At 36.4% G+C, this 18,208-nt stretch carries 18 protein-coding genes; 2 read left to right on the top strand and 16 right to left on the bottom strand.

Features of this window, described 5'->3' with window-relative positions; genetic code table 11:
• Window positions 1-12: 12 nt before the first annotated feature.
• Together yqiS and CN288_RS02570 are read right to left on the bottom strand one after the other, a co-directional pair.
• Window positions 13-912, bottom strand: a complete 900-nt coding sequence (gene yqiS / locus CN288_RS02580; protein WP_098301776.1) for a phosphate butyryltransferase — start codon at window positions 910-912, stop codon at window positions 13-15.
• 195 nt (window positions 913-1,107) lie between these two features.
• Window positions 1,108-3,180: a sigma-54 interaction domain-containing protein gene (locus CN288_RS02570; RefSeq protein WP_098301775.1), complete on the bottom strand. Its 2,073-nt coding sequence runs from the start codon at window positions 3,178-3,180 to the stop codon at window positions 1,108-1,110.
• 138 nt (window positions 3,181-3,318) lie between these two features.
• On the opposite strand from CN288_RS02570, the gene CN288_RS02565 reads away from it, so the two are divergent.
• Window positions 3,319-3,552, top strand: a complete 234-nt coding sequence (locus CN288_RS02565; RefSeq protein WP_026589999.1) for a DUF2627 domain-containing protein — start codon at window positions 3,319-3,321, stop codon at window positions 3,550-3,552.
• Between the two features lie 38 nt (window positions 3,553-3,590).
• On the opposite strand, the gene CN288_RS02560 is transcribed toward CN288_RS02565, so the two are convergent.
• Window positions 3,591-4,319, bottom strand: a complete 729-nt coding sequence (locus tag CN288_RS02560) for a glycerophosphodiester phosphodiesterase (protein ID WP_026589998.1) — start codon at window positions 4,317-4,319, stop codon at window positions 3,591-3,593.
• Window positions 4,320-4,369: 50 nt separating this feature from the next.
• On the opposite strand from CN288_RS02560, the gene CN288_RS02555 reads away from it, so the two are divergent.
• Complete coding sequence (locus CN288_RS02555; protein WP_081810939.1) at window positions 4,370-4,516, top strand: YycC family protein; 147 nt, start codon at window positions 4,370-4,372, stop codon at window positions 4,514-4,516.
• Window positions 4,517-4,713: 197 nt separating this feature from the next.
• On the opposite strand, the gene CN288_RS02550 is transcribed toward CN288_RS02555, so the two are convergent.
• From CN288_RS02550 to CN288_RS02485, 13 genes are all read right to left on the bottom strand, one after another.
• Window positions 4,714-5,244, bottom strand: a complete 531-nt coding sequence (locus CN288_RS02550) for a hypothetical protein (RefSeq protein ID WP_051588523.1) — start codon at window positions 5,242-5,244, stop codon at window positions 4,714-4,716.
• A 222-nt stretch (window positions 5,245-5,466) separates the two neighbouring features.
• Window positions 5,467-6,261: a sporulation transcription factor Spo0A gene (spo0A, locus tag CN288_RS02545; protein ID WP_026589997.1), complete on the bottom strand. Its 795-nt coding sequence runs from the start codon at window positions 6,259-6,261 to the stop codon at window positions 5,467-5,469.
• Window positions 6,262-6,557: 296 nt separating this feature from the next.
• Complete coding sequence (gene spoIVB / locus CN288_RS02535) at window positions 6,558-7,859, bottom strand: SpoIVB peptidase (RefSeq protein WP_026589996.1); 1,302 nt, start codon at window positions 7,857-7,859, stop codon at window positions 6,558-6,560.
• Window positions 7,860-7,976: 117 nt separating this feature from the next.
• On the bottom strand, window positions 7,977-9,716 hold the full coding sequence (recN, locus tag CN288_RS02530) for a DNA repair protein RecN (RefSeq protein WP_090687450.1): 1,740 nt from the start codon (window positions 9,714-9,716) through the stop codon (window positions 7,977-7,979).
• A 263-nt stretch (window positions 9,717-9,979) separates the two neighbouring features.
• Window positions 9,980-10,429 (bottom strand): arginine repressor ArgR, encoded by a 450-nt coding sequence (gene argR / locus CN288_RS02525; protein WP_017150893.1) that lies wholly within the window; start codon window positions 10,427-10,429, stop codon window positions 9,980-9,982.
• A gap of 142 nt (window positions 10,430-10,571) precedes the next feature.
• Window positions 10,572-11,411, bottom strand: coding sequence for a TlyA family RNA methyltransferase (locus tag CN288_RS02520; RefSeq protein ID WP_026589994.1), 840 nt, complete (start codon window positions 11,409-11,411; stop codon window positions 10,572-10,574).
• A 3-nt stretch (window positions 11,412-11,414) separates the two neighbouring features.
• A complete protein-coding gene (gene dxs / locus CN288_RS02515; RefSeq protein WP_026589993.1) occupies window positions 11,415-13,307 on the bottom strand; it encodes a 1-deoxy-D-xylulose-5-phosphate synthase in 1,893 nt (630 codons plus the stop codon).
• A gap of 365 nt (window positions 13,308-13,672) precedes the next feature.
• Window positions 13,673-14,566 carry a polyprenyl synthetase family protein gene (locus tag CN288_RS02510; protein ID WP_026589992.1) on the bottom strand — a complete coding sequence of 298 codons (894 nt, stop codon included), beginning with the start codon at window positions 14,564-14,566 and terminating at the stop codon, window positions 13,673-13,675.
• Window positions 14,566-14,796 carry an exodeoxyribonuclease VII small subunit gene (gene xseB, locus CN288_RS02505; protein ID WP_026589991.1) on the bottom strand — a complete coding sequence of 77 codons (231 nt, stop codon included), beginning with the start codon at window positions 14,794-14,796 and terminating at the stop codon, window positions 14,566-14,568. Before xseB ends, CN288_RS02510 begins: the two co-directional genes overlap by 1 nt.
• Window positions 14,786-16,144: an exodeoxyribonuclease VII large subunit gene (xseA, locus tag CN288_RS02500; protein ID WP_026589990.1), complete on the bottom strand. Its 1,359-nt coding sequence runs from the start codon at window positions 16,142-16,144 to the stop codon at window positions 14,786-14,788. The genes xseB and xseA overlap by 11 nt, the downstream gene beginning before the upstream one ends.
• Before the next feature lie 26 nt (window positions 16,145-16,170).
• Window positions 16,171-17,031 (bottom strand): bifunctional methylenetetrahydrofolate dehydrogenase/methenyltetrahydrofolate cyclohydrolase FolD, encoded by an 861-nt coding sequence (gene folD, locus CN288_RS02495; RefSeq protein WP_026589989.1) that lies wholly within the window; start codon window positions 17,029-17,031, stop codon window positions 16,171-16,173.
• 23 nt (window positions 17,032-17,054) lie between these two features.
• Window positions 17,055-17,447, bottom strand: a complete 393-nt coding sequence (nusB, locus tag CN288_RS02490; RefSeq protein WP_026589988.1) for a N utilization substance protein NusB — start codon at window positions 17,445-17,447, stop codon at window positions 17,055-17,057.
• A gap of 345 nt (window positions 17,448-17,792) precedes the next feature.
• Complete coding sequence (locus CN288_RS02485; RefSeq protein WP_026589987.1) at window positions 17,793-18,185, bottom strand: Asp23/Gls24 family envelope stress response protein; 393 nt, start codon at window positions 18,183-18,185, stop codon at window positions 17,793-17,795.
• Between the last annotated feature and the right edge of the window lie 23 nt (window positions 18,186-18,208).

The raw sequence follows: 18,208 nt of genomic DNA, 5'->3' as shown, positions 1-18,208 counted from the left end.
TACCCTTTTGGTTTATTTAGAAGCAGTCGCAACTGCTAAAGCTAATGAATATACTTTTGTTTCTGCCGAATCGGCACGAGATGTTAAAACAATTGGTGCTTTCGCGCCAGCAATCATCGCTCCTACATTTGCATTTGCAAAATAAACAAGCGATTTATATAGCACGTTTCCGGCTTCAATCGTTGGGACGAGTAAAATGTCTGCCTTACCTGCTACATCACTTACAATGCCTTTGTGTTCTGCTGCAATTTGTGATACAGCATTATCTAAAGCAAGTGGTCCATCAACGACACAATTTTTAATTTGTCCACGACGATTCATTTGTGTCAACATTGCTGCATCAATTGTTGCCTGCATTGCTGGATTAATAACTTCCACCGCTGCAACTGGAGCCACTTTCGGTAATTCAATTCCTATTGCCCGGGCAACTTCAACAGTATTTTGTATAATAGCAGCTTTTTGCTGTACATCAGGTGCAATATTCATTGCTGCATCTGTGACGAAAATAAAGCGATCATAATTTGGAACTTCAAATGCCGCTACATGCGATAATACGCTACCTTTGCGAAGTCCCCACTCTTTATTTAATACTGCTTTTAAAATACTTGCTGTTGGGATGTTCCCCTTCATAAGCACATCGGCTTCACCATTTCTTACTGCCTTAACAGAAAGTTCCGCAGCCTCGATATTTGATGATGCTGCAATCACTTGAACATGGTCTGAAGCTTGTAATCCATGCTCTTGTAACATACACATAATTATTTCTTGATTTCCATATAGACGAAATTGAGCTAACTGTAATTGTATTGCTTTAACTACTGCCTCAATTACTTCATGATCTTCAGCTACTGCGACAGCCACAGTTTTTCTTGGCTTTCCGGCTGCTTGATCAATTAGGTTTTGCAACTTCATATTTTGTAATCAACCCTTTCCGTCGTCCCTCGTCTATTTAATAAGCAAATACCGTGCCAACTTTTTAAAGTGGTCATACCAATTATGAAAACGTATACAAAATGCAGTAAAATCAGTACTTTGAAAAATCACATAATATTCTGTCTTAAAATGTCGTTTTTTACATACCATGCAATAAATTGCATGGTACGCAATTTATTGCATGCTATTTTTTGCACGGTCATACTTTTCTAACTTATAATATAAATTTCGAACTGAAATTCCTAACGCTTTTGCCGTCTTTGTTTTATTCCCTTCAAATTCCTCTAAATATTCATGTATAATATTCCCTTCAAATTCTGTTACCAAGTTTTCAAGAGACCTTTCTTCTAATTTAGGTAGCAAACTAGTCCCCTTTACCTCCACTTGATCTCCCTTATGCAAAGAAGGTAAATGATGCACCTCAATATACATTTCATTATAGTTCATAAAAATAATGGCCCGTCCCAAAATATTTTCTAGCTCTCTCACATTCCCAGGCCAATCATACGATTGCAAATATTCAATAGCCGCTTCTGTTAACCCTTCTACATTACGGCCATAATCTTGGTTAATTTTTTGAATCAATCGTTCTGATATAACAGGAATATCTTCCTTCCGCTGACGAAGAGAAGGAATTTGGATCGGAATTTTATTTAAGCGATAATATAAGTCTTCTCGAAACTCACCTTCCAAAATTGCTTTTTCTAAATTTACATGTGTGGCTGCAATAACCCGAACATTAATAGGAATCGGCTTTGTCCCTCCCACCTTCACAATCTCTTTCTCCTGTAAAACACGCAGTAATTTCGCTTGTGTACTTGCAGAAACTTCTCCAATCTCATCTAAAAAAATACTCCCATTGTTCGCTTCTTCAAAGAAGCCACGTTTACCACCTCTTCTCGCACCAGAAAATGCTCCTTCTTCATAACCAAACAGTTCACTTTCTAATAGCGTTTCTGAAATAGCAGCACAGTTCACACGCACAAATTTATTGTACTTTCGATTACTCCCATTATGAATAGCATGCGCAAATAACTCTTTTCCAGTTCCTGACTCTCCTCGGAGCAATACAGTTGCCGGTGTATTCGCTCCAAGTTTTGCTTGTTCAATTGCGGCCATCGTTTCATCAGACGTCCCCACAATATCCTCAAAAGAATATTTTGCTTCGAGCGTTCGAATAATTTGTCTTGCCCGATTTAATTCATGCGTTAACTTTTGAATTTCTGACACATCACGAATAACACCAACGCTGCCCTTCAATATACCATCAACAATAACCGGTGCCACATTTACAACTACATCTCGTTTTTTCTGTCCAATCTTCATATGTATCCCCCGAACAGCTCTACGCGTCCGAAGTACTTTCATATGCATACTCTCGCCTTCTACAATATCAGTCGTCGCCGGTTTCCCAATAATGTCATCCTCGTTTAGACCGGTTAATTTTGTATAAGCAGGATTAATTACAAGACCTCTCCCCTTCTCATCTACAACAGAAATCGCTTCCTCAGACGAATGAATGATCGCTTCTAATAATGTTTGAATTTCTTTTAAATCTGTAACCTCTTCCGCCAAGTCTACAACTTCTGTAATATCTTTAAAAATTGCAAATGCCCCTTGAACCTCTCCGTCTTCTTTCAAAATAGGAATGCGCGTTGTAATAATCTTCTTTCCATTCCCTAATGTCAGTTCATGATTCACTTCTATTTGTTTCGTTCGTATAATGCGAAGTAATTTACTAGTCGGGATTACTTCGAAAATGTATTTCCCTATCGCTTCTCCGGACTTATAACCTGTTATACGTTCTGCACTTTTATTAAATAATTTTACATACCCTTCTGAATCAATCACGATCATTCCATCATGAGTAGAATTTAAAATTAAATTCCCTTGCTGCGTTTGTTCTTTTAATTTTTCAATTAGCTCTTCCTTCTCATGTGCTAACCTCGTAACAATCTTCGCAATATCTCCTGGTATCAAAAGGGTGTTTTCTCGTTTGCTTTCTAAAAGAACTTTATGTAATTGATAATCCCCTGTCATATCAAACATCACATCAATATCAGTTGCCAAAAAGGGCTCTATATTCGTTCCAATTGCAATATGTCGTTCTTTTGCAAGTTGCAATCCTTTCGCCTTTGGGTTTATATCAATCATCCCTATAATCTCAAATATATTTGAACTCTGTAGCAAGCTCAGAATCGTACTTCCACCTTCGCCCGCTCCAATAATTAACACTTTTTGTTTCACACATTACACTTCCCCTCGAAGTATCTCTGCAAAATTTTGCACACCCTTATCTTACTCGTTCAGCCCCCTCTTGACAAACCCCCTTTTTATATAACATCATTTAATATATACAAAATTATCTGAAAAGGAGCATTACCTATGCAGCGTTACTTTGCTCTTCTCTTAGCACTTATTCCTATTTCATTAGCAGTGCTAGGGATAAAACTAATGAGAGATACTGTATTCGGCATCCTTTTATCTCCCATTCCTGTATTGTGGTTGCAATTTTTAATAGGTGTATTCTGCTTTGCAATCGGTTTTTATATCTTTGGCGGCTTCGTATTATACCGCGATCGTAAGCGAAATAAAGTTCAAGCCCGTTTTCGAAGATAAGTAAACATAAAAAATGAGACCTTCTTTCATTAAGGGTCTCATTTTTCCACTTGCAATAGTACTCTAGCAGTTTCTGGATAATCAGTAATAATTGCTGATATATTCATATCAAAATATTTACGCATGACCGTCTCATCATTTATCGTATACGGACGAACATCAACTCCACATTCCATTGTTAATTCAGCAATCGCATCAGGAAGGTAACGATAATTCGGATGAATAGCAGTAGCACCCATTTTTTGCGCATACGCCCACGGACTATGTAAACCTTCTCGATATAAAATAGCCGTTTGAATATCCGGGGCCATCATATGACACATCTTCATACTGTAATGATTAAAAGAGGAGAAAATGATTCGATCTTCTAAGGCAAATTTTCTTACAAGTGTTATAACCTCTTCTTCTAAACCATGATATGGAATTTTATTATTTTTTAATTCAATGTTAAGCAACAATGAATTAGATTGTAGCCATTCTAGCACTTCCTCCAGTAAAGGAATTTTGCAGAACCCTACTTTTTCAGAAAACTTGTAACTGGCATCTAACTTCCGTAAATCTTCATATAAATAATTTCGAACAGCACCCTTACCGTTCGTTGTACGATTGACCGTTTCATCATGAATAACAACGATTTTTTTGTCTTTTGTAAACTGTACATCCAATTCAATACCATCTGCTCGAAATGATTCCGCAGCTTCAAACGAAATCATTGTATTTTCTGGATACGTCCCAGCTGCACCTCTGTGAGCAAATACAAGAGTCATCCTCTCTCCCCCAATCTTATGCTATACTATACGAAAAAGGAGGTACTTCTATGAGACCATTACAAATTTCTCCAGACACTGCAATTCGCCTATCAAAAGCTCTAGGTGTTCCACTTGAACAAATTATGCATATGCCACAGCATATTTTAATTCAAAAGTTAGTTGAATTAGAAAAACAAAATAAAGATAAAGAATAATATAGTCCTGTTTTGCAGGGCTTTTTATTACCCTCAATTTATTCCCTTTTTAATTCATCTTATCACTGAGCAATTTCACATAAAACCTTATAGTTTAAACGAAAATAATGTGAGTGCACAGTTGCCCATCATTAACAAACATTTTTTAATGCGAAAGAAAAACACCTCTTACTTTATAACCTCGATAGTGAACCCATTTAGATTGGCAATGTTAAAGCCATTACGATATTTTCTCTATACTCCTCGTCCTTTTCCTTCAATTCTAGAACCTTACGCCTCAAATCAATATTCACATATAGTTCGCAATAACGATTTAATTCTTCATCTTCATCAAAAAACAATTTAAATTTTAGAATTTCATTTTCAAAATTTGATGGATCACCCGCTAATGTAAAACACGTAAAAGGTACTACATTATTCATTTTAGAATTACTATCTTTCGATAAGTATAAATGTGATATAACGTTTACTAAATAATCGGAATCACTCCCCAAAGAATAAAATACAATACCGTTTTGATGAAAAGCGTTATCATTTATTTCCCCTTCAGTACTTATACCCCTTATCATATTATTTTTAAAAGCAATCATGAATCCAACAATTTCCCCTTCAAATTGACCAAAAGCTTTAACAACATGATACCCTTTCTCTCTCCAATAATGTGTAATATTAAACGTTAAATCTTGAAATCCCTCTTCTGTATTTTCATTAATCACCACAAATTTCATATCAGTCCTTATACTCCTTTTTCTATTTTCTAAAAAGATACCTCTTATTTCCAGCGTAACATAATAAAAACCTCCTATCTATCGGAATAAACTTCTAATCCAATAAATAAAAGGTTTTTAAATTAACCGCCAATTACTTATGTACTTTATTGCCTACATACGTAATTTATTGGCTATTAAATTTTGTTATGAAATACGCTTAACATCTTGATACAACAACACTTACGAAGCCTTATGTTCAAGCCTTAACTTATCTGCTACCATCGCGATAAATTCTGAATTCGTAGGTTTTGCTTTTGACATCGATACAGTATAACCAAATAAGGACGAGATTGAATCAATATTCCCACGGCTCCACGCCACTTCAATTGCATGGCGGATTGCGCGTTCTACACGGCTTGCTGTCGTATTATATTTTTTTGCAATATCCGGGTATAAAACTTTCGTAATAGAGCCAAGAAGCTCGATATCGTTATATACCATAGAGATCGCCTCTCGCAAATACATGTATCCTTTAATATGAGCTGGTACACCAATTTCATGAATGATGCTGGTAATACTCGCATCTAGATTCTTCGGTTTTCCATCTACTGTTGTTGCAGATCGGAAAGATGGTAGTGGACGTTTAATTGTAGTATTCGTTTTACCGCTTACTTGACGAATATGGCTCGTTAAATTTTCCATATCAAATGGCTTTAAGATAAAATAAGAGGCACCTAAATCAACTGCTTTTTTCGTTACATCCTCTTGTCCAAATGCTGTTAACATAATAACATTCGGCTGCCTTAGTCGTTCAATATGCCGCATTTTCTCTAATACCGCTAAACCATCTAAATGCGGCATAATAATATCCAAAACGAGTACATCTGGTTGTTTCTCTTTCAGTAAATTTAAACACTCTTGACCATTATAAGCAATCCCAATTACTTCCATATCATCTTGGGCAGCAACATAACTTTCTAACATTGATACTAGTTCCTTATTATCATCCACAAGACACACTTTAATTTTCTCCACAGCTTTTCCTCCCTTACCGAATCGATTCTCCCGACATGTGTAAGCTTCTAGGCTACATGAATTGTTCGACAATTGTGTGAAATTTCCCTTTTAAAGTTTCTTAATTTCCGATAAAATCACAAAAAAATATGTTTATCGTTCATTTATTTTCTTTCTTTACACATTCCATCATAGGTTTACAACGAAACGTTCACTCTTTTGTTTTATTTTACAACAAAAAGCAGCTCTTGCGGAGCTTTTACAAAATTTCAACGAATTTCTCAAAAAAAAAAAAAAAAAAAGCAAGCTGATGTTAGTCAGCTTGCTTTTTTCTCTTGCTCATAAATATTAATTCCTGCTTCATGTAACATCCATTCAATATGAACACCATACCCCGAAGTCGGATCATTCACAAATACATGTGTAACAGCACCAATCATTTTTCCATTTTGAACAATTGGGCTACCACTCATCCCTTGAACAATACCACCTGTTTTGGCCAACAAACGTTTATCTGTAACTTTTACAACCATTCCTTTTGTCGCTGGGAACTTTTGTGGTACCGTGCTTACGATTTCGATATCAAATGCCTCTACTTTGTCTTGATCGATAACTGTTAATATTTTTGCCGGTCCTTCTTTCACTTGATGAGATAAAGCAATCGGCATCGCCTCATCCATTATGCCATTTTTTATGCCTGTATTTAATTTACCAAAAATACCAAACGGACTATTTGTTGTAATATTACCAATTACTTCACGATCCGGTGAAAACCTTGCTAATTTTTCTCCTGGATTTCCATGACTACCGCGTTCGATAGAAGTAACTGTCGAACGAACAATCTGTCCGTCTTCTACTTGAATTGGTTTTTTCGTATCATTATCAGAAATAACATGCCCAAGTGCTCCATATTTCATGGAATCCGGATGAACAAACGTCATTGTTCCAATACCAGCAGCTGAATCACGAATATATAAACCAATTCGGTAAGACGACTCACCATTACCTTTTTCTGGTGTTAGTTTTGTACGAATATACTTACCATCTCGTAATAAAACAAGATTAATCGGTTCACCTGTTTGTCCGCTGTCATGGATAAAAGGTGCCACATCACTCATTTTTTCAATTGTTTTTCCATTAATTTCAGTAATCATATCCCCAACTTGTACACCAGCCACTTCTCCAGGTGATACTTTACCTCTCTCTGTTTGAATTAAATGATGCCCAACAACAAGTACACCTTTTGTATTCAATTTTACTCCAATTGATTGGCCGCCTGGAATCACTTTAAAATCTTTCAATACTTTAACATTTACTTTTTTTACTGGAAAACCAGCAAGTTGAAAAACCATATCCGCTTCACCAGTTTGATGCGAATTTACTACAAGTCCGGATTTCTGTTCTTTATTTGAACTCACTGTAAAAACACTATGATTTGTCGATGAAGCCTGGAAAACTGGAAATGATGTTATTTCTGATTGTTGTCCCTCAAAAATAACAAGTTGCTTTGGGGATGAAATAAACGTACGAAGCGGTTTAAAACATCCGATAAAAACTAATGAAACAAGGAGACAAAGACCTATTATTTTTCGAAATTGCTCTAATTTCAATTTGTTCACTCTCCTCGCTCCTACCCACATTCAGCCTAACGACTTCATCTTTTAATTTCTCCTTGCAACGCTCTGTTTATAACCGGAAGAATTAAGAAATCATCATTTGAGCAAAAAGGCTATCCATTATTGGATAGCCTCTGCTGTCTGTTTAAAACGATGTGCTTGCATAAGTAACTCTTTAGCATGTTCCGTCGTTAAATCGGTAATTTCCACGCCAGAAATCATTCGAGCGATCTCCGTTACCTTATCCTCTGTACTTAATACAGCAACTGATGTAATCGTCCGATCATTTGCAACTTGTTTACGGATAAATAAATGTGAATCCGCCATCGATGCTACTTGAGGTAAGTGCGTAATACAAAGTACTTGTGAGTTTACAGATACACGATAAATTTTTTCCGCGATCGCTTGTGCTACCCGGCCACTCACTCCCGTATCTACTTCATCAAAAATGACAGATGCAACACCTTGATGCTTAGAAAAAATACTTTTCAAAGCTAAAATAATACGGGATAATTCTCCACCAGAAGCTACTTTTGAAAGTTGTTTTAATGGTTCACCTGGATTTGTTGAAATATAAAATTCCACATGATCATATCCATCCATCGTACATTTCACTGGCATCCCGTCTACAAGCGGATCATCAATACTTCCTTCCCTTTTCGCAATCCTCACTTCAAATTTCGTTTTTTCCATATAGAGTTCTTTTAATTCTTGGTGGATTGCGTTCGTAAGGTGATCTGCCAGCTGATGACGCATATCACTCAACATCGTTGCTTCCTTTAAAACTACATTTTCTACTTCTTTTAATTTCTTTTTCGTCGTTTCAATATGTATATCTTTATTTTCAATTGTAAAAATTTCTTGTTCTATTTTATCAGCATACGCCAAAATCTCTTCTACAGTATTTCCATACTTTCTCTTTAACATACGAATTTCATTTAAACGTGTTTCAATTTCGTCTAAGCGATTCGGATCATATTCCATCATGTCTAACTTTTCCCGAAGCTGATAGGCAACCTCTTCTAACAAGTAATAACTATTAGCAATCGAATCATGATTTTCTTGATATGCCTCATCTAGGTGTGTAATACTTTCCATTTGTCCCATTGCATTTCGTACATGATCGAGCCCACCGCCATCTTCACTTAATGAACGGTATGCATCACCAAGCGCTTTATAAATTTTTTCGAAATTGGAGATTTTTAATCTCTCTTCCGTCAATTCATGTTCTTCATCAACCTTCAAATCTGCTTTACGAATTTCTTCATGCTGGAATTGAATTAAATCTAATCGATGTGCCATCTGTTGTTCATTCTCTGTTAGAGATTTAAGATGCCTCTTCAACTGCTCATACTCAGCGTGTACACCTTGATATATTTCTAATTGGTTCACGATACGATCCCCATCAAAATGATCGAGCATAAACAAATGACGTTCCTCATTCATCAAATCTTGTGTTTCATGTTGTCCATGAATATCGACAAGTGTTTTCCCAATCTCTTTTAATATACTCAATGTAACAAGCTTACCATTTACACGACATACACTTTTCCCGTTCGCAGCAATATCCCGTTTTAAAATGATCATTCCATCTTCAATTTCAATATCTAGCTCTTCAGCTTTCGCAATACATGGATGCTTGTCATCCTCTATATAAAATAAACCTTCGATTTCAGCTTTCTCTGTTCCGTACCTAACAAACTCTGCTGAACCACGGCCACCAACAAGTAAGCTAATTGCATCAATAATAATTGATTTACCGGCACCTGTTTCACCACTCAAAACTGTTAAACCTTTTTGAAAAGAAATATTTAATGACTCAATAATAGCAAAGTTTCTAATCGATAATTCCGATAACAATGCTCCATTCACCTCGTTATAAACTAATCCTCTACTAAGGGCTTCCGCTGAGCACTTTTCGCTCAAGTAGTTATTACATGTATCATTTACTCTTCTAGCCCGCTCCATTGTACCAAACATTTGTTTTACGGGTCAATCCATCGATTTCCTAACTTCATTCTAACAAACACTATATTCCACTTTACATTTATCTATTTTTCCCATAACAAAAAAATATCTTGTTTACTTTTTGCTTAAAGCAAAAAATAAACAAGATTCTTTCTTTACAGCATATTTAAGAAACGATCTGATACAAAACCTGTATCTTCAGGCGTACGACAAATGATTAAGCAAGTATCGTCACCACAAATGGTTCCGATAATCTCATCCCATTCTAAATGATCAATAAGTGCTCCGAGCGCGTGCGCGTTACCAGGTAATGTTTTTAACACAAGCATATGTCCTGCTGTGTCTAACTTTACAAACGAATCGACGAGATTACGTTTTAATTTTTGCAACGGATTGAATCGTTGATCTGCTGGCAAGCTATATTTATAGCGACCATCATGTAATGGCACTTTCACTAAGTGCAACTCTTTAATGTCACGTGACACAGTTGCTTGCGTTACATTAAAGCCTTCATTACGTAAAATATCAACTAGTTCATCTTGCGTTTCGATTTCTTTATTCGCGATAATTTCTCTAATTTTAATATGGCGCTGACCTTTATTCATACATTTGCACCTCACACTATCTCTTACCATAGTTTAAACATTGGTATACTTCACTTATTTATGTTAACTTATAATCGTTTACTTGTACATAATTGTTTTTACAATCATTATACAATTCGAACAAAAAGAGGAACAACAATCGTTATTCCTCTTTCCCTTTTTGTTTTAAGACCTCATGAGCTGCTGTTACAACTTGCTCTACAGAAACTAGGGAATGATTTTCACCACTCTCACGCTCACCATGCCACGTTAAATGAATTAAAAACTCAATATTTCCGTCTCCACCCGTAATTGGAGAGTATGTTAAATTTTCAACATCATATCCTTCTTTTATTGCGAAATCAATGATCATTTCTACGACAGCTTCATGAACTTTACGATCGCGAACAATACCTTTCTTCCCAACCTGCTCTCTTCCGGCTTCAAATTGTGGTTTAATTAAAGCCGCAACATCACCATTTGGAGTCAATATTGTTTTTAAGACTGGCAAAATTAATTTTAATGATATAAATGAAACATCAATGCTAGCAAATTGCGGTAATCCACGCTCTAAATCGGTCGGTGTTACATAACGAAAATTCGTTCGTTCCATGACAACAACTCGCTCATCTTGACGAAGCTTCCAAGCGAGTTGATTGTACCCTACATCTAAAGCGTAAGATAACTTCGCACCGTTTTGCAGCGCACAATCTGTAAAGCCACCAGTTGATGAACCAATATCTAACATAATTTTATCTTGTAAATCAAGGTGAAAAGTCTCTAATGCCTTCTCTAACTTATAACCGCCACGGCTCACATATGGCATGACTTGTCCTTTTACCGTAATCGGTGTATCTTGTGGTATTTTTTCCCCTGGCTTATCGAGTCTCATTTCATTTGCATACACTAGTCCTGCCATAACAGCGCGTTTTGCCTTTTCGCGTGTTTCTATAAGCCCTCGTTCTACTAATAGTACATCTACTCTTTCTTTTTTTACACTCATTTGTTACGCCCTTTTTTGTTTTGATGGAATCATTGTATGAATACGGTCCACAACAGCATCTGTCGTTAAACCAATTTCTTCTAACAGCTTTGTAACACTACCATGTTCAATGAAATAATCTGGAATACCCATTCGTTCAATTAAAGCACTATGATATCCATGCTCAGTAGCAAATTCTGCTACACCTGTACCAAATCCACCGATTAAACAAGCTTCTTCAATTGTTAAAATCGGCATATTTTTTCCTAAGAGTTCATGTAAATACGTTTCATCCATTGGCTTAATAAAACGAGCATTCACAACTTTCACTGAAACTCCAGCTTTTTCAAGACGCTCCGCTGCTTCCATTGCCATTGGAATCGTTGTACCAAATGTTAAAATTGCTGCTTGCGTGCCTTCTTTTAATGTTTCCCATGTACCAATTGGAATCGCTTTGAATTCTTCATCCATTTGAACTCCAAGTCCATTTCCACGAGGATAACGCAGAGCAATTGGACCATCTTCATACTGCATCGCTGTATATACTAAATGCTGACCTTCATTTTCATCTTTCGGCATCATGAGTACCAAGTTCGGTAAATGACGTAAAAATGCGATATCAAATACACCTTGATGCGTTTCACCATCTGCCCCAACTAGTCCTGCACGGTCAATTCCAATGAAGACATTTAAATTTTGACGACATATATCATGAACAACTTGGTCATATGCACGCTGCAAGAAAGTTGAATATATTGCTAAGAACGGCTTCATTCCTTGCGTTGCCATCCCAGCGGCCATCGTTGTTGCATGTTGCTCAGCAATTCCAACATCAATCATACGATTTGGAAACTCTTTATGAAACTTTTCTAGCTTAGAACCAACTGGCATCGCTGGTGTAATCGCAACGATGCGCTCATCTGTTCTTGCAAGCTTATGAACCGTATCACTTACAACAGAACTCCATGCTGGTGCAACTTCCTTCGGTTTCACAAAGTCTCCCGATTCAATTTTATATGGCCCTGTTCCATGCCAAGTCCCAATGACATCACTCTCGGCAGGTTTATAACCTTTTCCTTTTTTCGTAATGACATGAACAAGCACTGGCCCTTTTGTTTTCTTTGCATATTGAAGCGTTTCAAACAAGTTTTCATAACTATGCCCGTCAACAGGACCTAAATATGTAAACCCTAACTCTTCAAAAAAGACACCTGATACAAGTAAATATTTTAAGCTATCTTTTACTTTTTCTGCCGTTGCTGCAACCTTCCCGCCAACTGCTGGAATCTTCTTAAGTAAATACTCTAGTTCATCTTTCACCCACTGGTATTTCCCAGCGGTACGTAAGCGACCAAGTACATTATGAAGTGCACCAACATTCGGCGCAATCGACATTTCATTATCATTAAGAATAACAATCATATCTGTTTTTTCATGTCCGATATGGTTTAACGCTTCTAAAGCCATTCCACCCGTTAAAGCGCCATCCCCTATGATTGGTATAACACATTCTTTCGTTTTCTTTAAATCGCGCGCCAGAGCCATTCCCATCGCAGCAGATAATGAAGTTGAACTATGGCCTGTTTCCCATACATCATGCTCACTCTCGCAACGTTTTGGGAAACCACATAGACCTTTATATTGTCTTAATGTACCAAACTCTTTTGCACGCCCTGTTAAAATTTTATGCACATAGGATTGATGTCCTACATCCCATAAAAATTTATCGTTTGGACTATCAAATAATTTATGCAGAGCAATTGTGAGTTCTACTACACCTAAGTTAGGAGCAATATGTCCACCTGTTTGAGAAAGCTCTTCAATTAAAAACTTCCGAATATCCTCACTCAGTGCCTCTAGTTCGCTGATAGACATATCTTTCAAAAAACTAGGGTTTTGAATTTGCGTTAGATCCACATGGATCACTCACTTTCGTTTCATAATCTGTCAACATGTCAAATATTATAAAAAATATTTGTACAACACAAGAAATTCTTTACTGGTTTTCCTATTACACTCTATTCTACCCTACTTTAGCAAACAATTTTCCATCCTTCTCTACCTTCTAAGAAAGTGAATTATCCCTTTCTATTAAGAAGTGATTCGATTCAAAGGATTATTGATTGCAGCTTCTCTATACGATGAAAAAAGAGCCGCTAACACAAAGTGATAACGGCAACGTAATCTAAATATATTTTTGCCAATAACAAAAAAAGAAAAACCTTTTTCTACATTTATACCACAAAATGAAGAATGACTCAACAAATGAAAACGCTTCTATATTAGTTATTACGCTTTGCTATTAAATCACAAATGGATAATAAATATTCATCTTGTAATCGTAAAGATGCTATCGCATCTTTCGCTTTAGCAATTGTTTCTCCTAAGATACATTTTGCTTCATCTATCGTAAACAACGTAGTATATGTACTTTTTTCATTGGAAACATCACTACCTATTGGTTTTCCAATCTCTTCTTCTGTTCCTTCTACATCTAAAATATCATCGCGAATTTGAAAAGCCAGACCGATATATTTTGCAAATGCAAGTAGTTTTTCTTCTTGCTCTCTAGTTGCTCCTGCAAGTATAGCTCCCGCAAGCACAGCATACTCTAATAAACGCCCTGTTTTATGCCTATGAATATATTCTAATTCTCTAAGTAACAGTTGCTTTCCTTCCGCCTCCATATCCGCTACCTGTCCGGCAACCATTCCTTCTGGTCCAGCTGCTTTGGCAAGTTCAAGCGCAAGCCTTAGTTTTGTTTCTGCAGAAATATCTTGATGATCATACGCTGACACTACTTGGAAAGCATATGTTAATAAGCCATCTCCTGCTAAAACAGCCATCGCTTCACCAAACACTTTATGATTTGTTGGTTTTCCTCTTCTTAAATCATCGTCATCCATACATGGTAAATCATCATGAATTAACGAATACGTATGAATCATTTCAAGAGCACAAGCTGCTCCTATGCCCAGTTCTCTTTCTTTTCCAAAAGCTTGCAACGTTGCAAATAAAAGTAACGGACGAAGACGTTTTCCACCCGCTTCCAATGAGTATGTCATCGCTTCACGAAGTACATTTGGACATTGTAATTGATTTACATAGCGTACAAGCTGCCCCTCGACGAAAGTTTTACTTTCTTTCACAAAAGCATCAAAAGCTACATATGCCACTATGCTTCATCTCCTACAGCCGTAAATGGGCTAAGCTCCCCATCTTCTCCCAGGATAACCGCCATTTGTTCTTGTACATCTTTCAACTTCTCATCACATAGCTTAGACAACTCCATACCTTCTTTAAAATATGAGATTGCCTCTTCTAAAGGAACATCACCTTGTTCGAGCTTAGAAACGAGATGTTCAAGCTGAGAAATTGCTTCTTCAAAGCTTAATTTATTTTCCATTGTTTAATTCACGCTCCTCTACGCCCGATACGTTACAATCTAAAACACCATCTTGTAATTGTACTGAAACAACGTCACCAAGACCGACATCTTTCACACTTTTTAACACTTGCTTTTTCTCGCTATACACAAGTCCATAACCTCTCATCATTACTTTCAGCGGACTTAATGCTTCTAGTTTTTGAGCCGCCCCCATAAATGCAAATTCTTTCGTTTGCAGTAATGTTTGCATTTCGCGTTGTAATTGCTTCTGCAATGTTTGTATTCTTGTCTTTGTTTGTAAAATCTTTTGAGAGGGATGATGCTTCTCCAAATAAAATGAAAGTTGTTTTAACTGATTTATCTTTTTCTCTATATAACGTTCTTTGGCTAAAATAAGCTGCTCAAGAGTGCGATCTAACTGTTCTTCTTTTTGTTCATACACTTGCTTTGGATAACGAAACGCATACGATTTTTGAAGTGTTTGCAACTGTTCTTGCTTTTTATGTAACGTTTCTCGCATTGCTCTTTGCAGACGAAGGGTTCGTTGCAACACTTTCTCTTGTAATTCAAGTATATTAGGTACTGCAAGTTCTGCTGCTGCTGTTGGAGTTGGTGCACGTAAATCTGCTACAAAATCTGCAATTGTAAAGTCTGTTTCATGTCCAACTGCTGAGATGATTGGAATTTCACTTGTAAAAATCGCCCGTGCAACCATTTCTTCATTAAAGGCCCATAGCTCTTCAATAGAGCCGCCTCCACGCCCGACAATTAATACATCTATCTCCCTCATATCGTTCGCTGTTTGAATCGCTTGTACAATTGAGGGAGCCGCAAACTCCCCTTGTACAAGTACAGGAAATACAATCACATTGCCAATTGGATAACGACGTTTAATCGTTGTTATAATATCACGAATCGCTGCTCCCGTTGGTGATGTGATGACACCAATTGTTTTTGCATATGCAGGAATTGGCTGTTTATATACTTGTGAAAACAACCCTTCTTCCTCTAGTCTTACCTTTAATTGTTCATAAGCTAAATGAAGATTACCAACTCCATCAGGCTGCATGTCATTAACATAAATTTGATATGAACCACTTGCTTCATAGACAGAGATTTTCCCTTTTACAAGTACCTTCATTCCATCTTCTGGTCTAAACTTTATATTACGATTATGCCCCGCAAACATAACCGCTGCTATCCTTGCATTTTCATCCTTTAATGTGAAATACATATGGCCACGGCTATGATATTTAAAGTTTGAAATTTCTCCTTTTAACCAAACAGACTGTAAATGCGGGTCATACTCTATTTTTGTTTTTATATAGCGTGTTAATGCTGTAACGGTTAAATATTGCTTTTCCATCTCTCTCTCCTCATAGCCGATTCAAATTATTTACAAACAACCCCTGCACGTTTTGCAGATTCAACTGTATTATGAAGAAGCATTGTAATTGTCATTGGACCGACTCCTTTTGGTACTGGTGTAATATAGCCTGCGATATCCAGTACATTATCAAAGTCAACATCACCGCATAGTTTTCCTGTGTCTAGACGATTAACACCAACATCAATTACAACTGCGCCTTCTTTTATATAGTCAGCAGTTACCATTTTTGGTCTTCCAACAGCTACAATTAAAATATCCGCTAACTTTGATAATTCTTTTATATTTTTCGTTTTGGAGTGACAATATGTTACAGTCGCATTTTCATTTAAAAATAACTGTCCCACTGGTTTTCCAACAATATTACTTCTTCCAATTACAACAACATGTTTTCCTGTAATATCAAGATTTGTTTCTTTTACTAATTCAACAATACCATGCGGTGTACATGGAAGGAATGTATCTTGGCCTGTCATCATACGACCAACGCAGATTGGATGGAATCCATCTACATCCTTTTCAGGTGAGATTCTTTCAATGATAGCTTTTTCTTCAATATGTTTCGGTAAAGGTAGTTGCACTAATATTCCATTAATACGGTCATCTTCATTTAAGCGATCGATTTCAGCTAACAAACGCTCTTCTGTAATTGTATCTGGAAACTCAATTAGCTCTGAATAAATTCCAACTTGTTCACAGCCCTTTTCTTTTCCTTTTACATAGGAACGAGACGCTGGATCTTCTCCAACTAAAATAACAGCTAATCCTGGTACAATCCCTTGTTCTTTCAACTTCACAACTTCTTCTTTTAATTGTGCTCGTTTTTTCTCCGCAACTTCATTGCCTTTGATGATTACTGCTACCATTTTAAGATTCCCCCTTAAAGAAATTACAGTGTGTCTTTTATATTAGATAAAACGCCGTTTATAAAACGACGAGATTCCTCATCCCCAAATGTTTTGGCAATCTCAATTGCCTCGTTAATTGTTACATTATGCGGAATTTCTTCCATGTACTTCATTTCATACACAGCTAGACGTAAAATACTGCGATCCACAATACTAATACGTTCTAATTTCCACTTCTTTAAATTTTGACGAATTGCTTCATCAATCGCTTCTTTATGTTCTACAAAACCAACAACAAGTGATTCTAAAAACTCATTTGTTTCTTCGCCTTCTTCTAGCGTATTTTCCACCGCTACTTTCGGCTCTAATTCACCAGTAATATCCATTTGATATAATGCTTGCATGGCTCTTTCTCTAGCCGTCCTACGTTTCATTGTAACTCTCCTTTATACTTCAAGTCTTTCCTTATGTTTTGTTATATTATTATAATTTATAAGCCGTCAATTTACTTACCCTTACAGTTTTCATTGATTTTTCAACTTTATAATACAATGATAATACCACAATTTATCGTTTCATACACGAGTTATAAGGCTGAAAAATAATAAAAAGATTAACTTCAAGTTCCATATCATATCACAATGTACGTTTTTTTTAAAACGCATCATTTCTTGCTTATTTTTTCTATTTTTGAAATAGTATAATAATTAGAGGGTTTTGTGTGTGAAGAAATGAAACAAGAAAAAAAGGTGCCTTTTTGACGAGGCACCTTTTCATTTTTACACTGGCTCGATTTCTGTTTTTTGCGTTTCGAATGTTACACCAACAATGTGAACATTCACTTCTTTTGGCTCAAGACCCGTCATTGTAAAGAGCGCTTGACGAATATTATCTTGAATTTTTTGTGCAACAACTGGAATTGCTACACCAAAATACATAACAACATAAACGTCAACAATAATATCTTCGTTTACTAATTCAACCTTTACGCCTTTACCATGATTTTTCTTTCCTAACTTTTCAACAACATCTGTAGCAAAGTTACCGCGCATTGCAGCTACTCCATCTACTTCAGCAGCTGCAATACCTGCAATTACCTCAATTACTTCTGGTGCAATTTCTACTTTTCCAAGGGTTGTATCTTGACCCATATCTAACATATGTTCAGCCATGAAAAAAACCTCCTTTAAATGTA

This window comes from Bacillus sp. AFS023182, assembly GCF_002560575.1.
GTDB classification, from domain to species: domain Bacteria; phylum Bacillota; class Bacilli; order Bacillales; family Bacillaceae_G; genus Bacillus_A; species Bacillus_A arachidis.
Note: the sequence above shows the minus strand (reverse complement) of the source record. Positions and strands in the feature narration are given on the sequence as shown.

Bases quoted from the DNA above. Each gene is read 5' to 3' on its own strand.
- CN288_RS02565 (WP_026589999.1), top strand. From the start codon at position 3,319: ATGCAGCGTTACTTTGCTCTTCTCTTAGCACTTATTCCTATTTCATTA.
- CN288_RS02560 (WP_026589998.1), bottom strand. From the start codon at position 4,319: ATGACTCTTGTATTTGCTCACAGAGGTGCAGCTGGGACGTATCCAGAA.
- argR (WP_017150893.1), bottom strand. From the start codon at position 10,429: ATGAATAAAGGTCAGCGCCATATTAAAATTAGAGAAATTATCGCGAAT.
- xseA (WP_026589990.1), bottom strand. From the start codon at position 16,144: ATGGAAAAGCAATATTTAACCGTTACAGCATTAACACGCTATATAAAA.
- nusB (WP_026589988.1), bottom strand. From the start codon at position 17,447: ATGAAACGTAGGACGGCTAGAGAAAGAGCCATGCAAGCATTATATCAA.
- xseB (WP_026589991.1), bottom strand. From the start codon at position 14,796: ATGGAAAATAAATTAAGCTTTGAAGAAGCAATTTCTCAGCTTGAACAT.
- CN288_RS02550 (WP_051588523.1), bottom strand. From the start codon at position 5,244: ATGAAATTTGTGGTGATTAATGAAAATACAGAAGAGGGATTTCAAGAT.
- CN288_RS02520 (WP_026589994.1), bottom strand. From the start codon at position 11,411: ATGAGTGTAAAAAAAGAAAGAGTAGATGTACTATTAGTAGAACGAGGG.
- yqiS (WP_098301776.1), bottom strand. From the start codon at position 912: ATGAAGTTGCAAAACCTAATTGATCAAGCAGCCGGAAAGCCAAGAAAA.
- CN288_RS02555 (WP_081810939.1), top strand. From the start codon at position 4,370: ATGAGACCATTACAAATTTCTCCAGACACTGCAATTCGCCTATCAAAA.
- folD (WP_026589989.1), bottom strand. From the start codon at position 17,031: ATGGTAGCAGTAATCATCAAAGGCAATGAAGTTGCGGAGAAAAAACGA.
- CN288_RS02485 (WP_026589987.1), bottom strand. From the start codon at position 18,185: ATGGCTGAACATATGTTAGATATGGGTCAAGATACAACCCTTGGAAAA.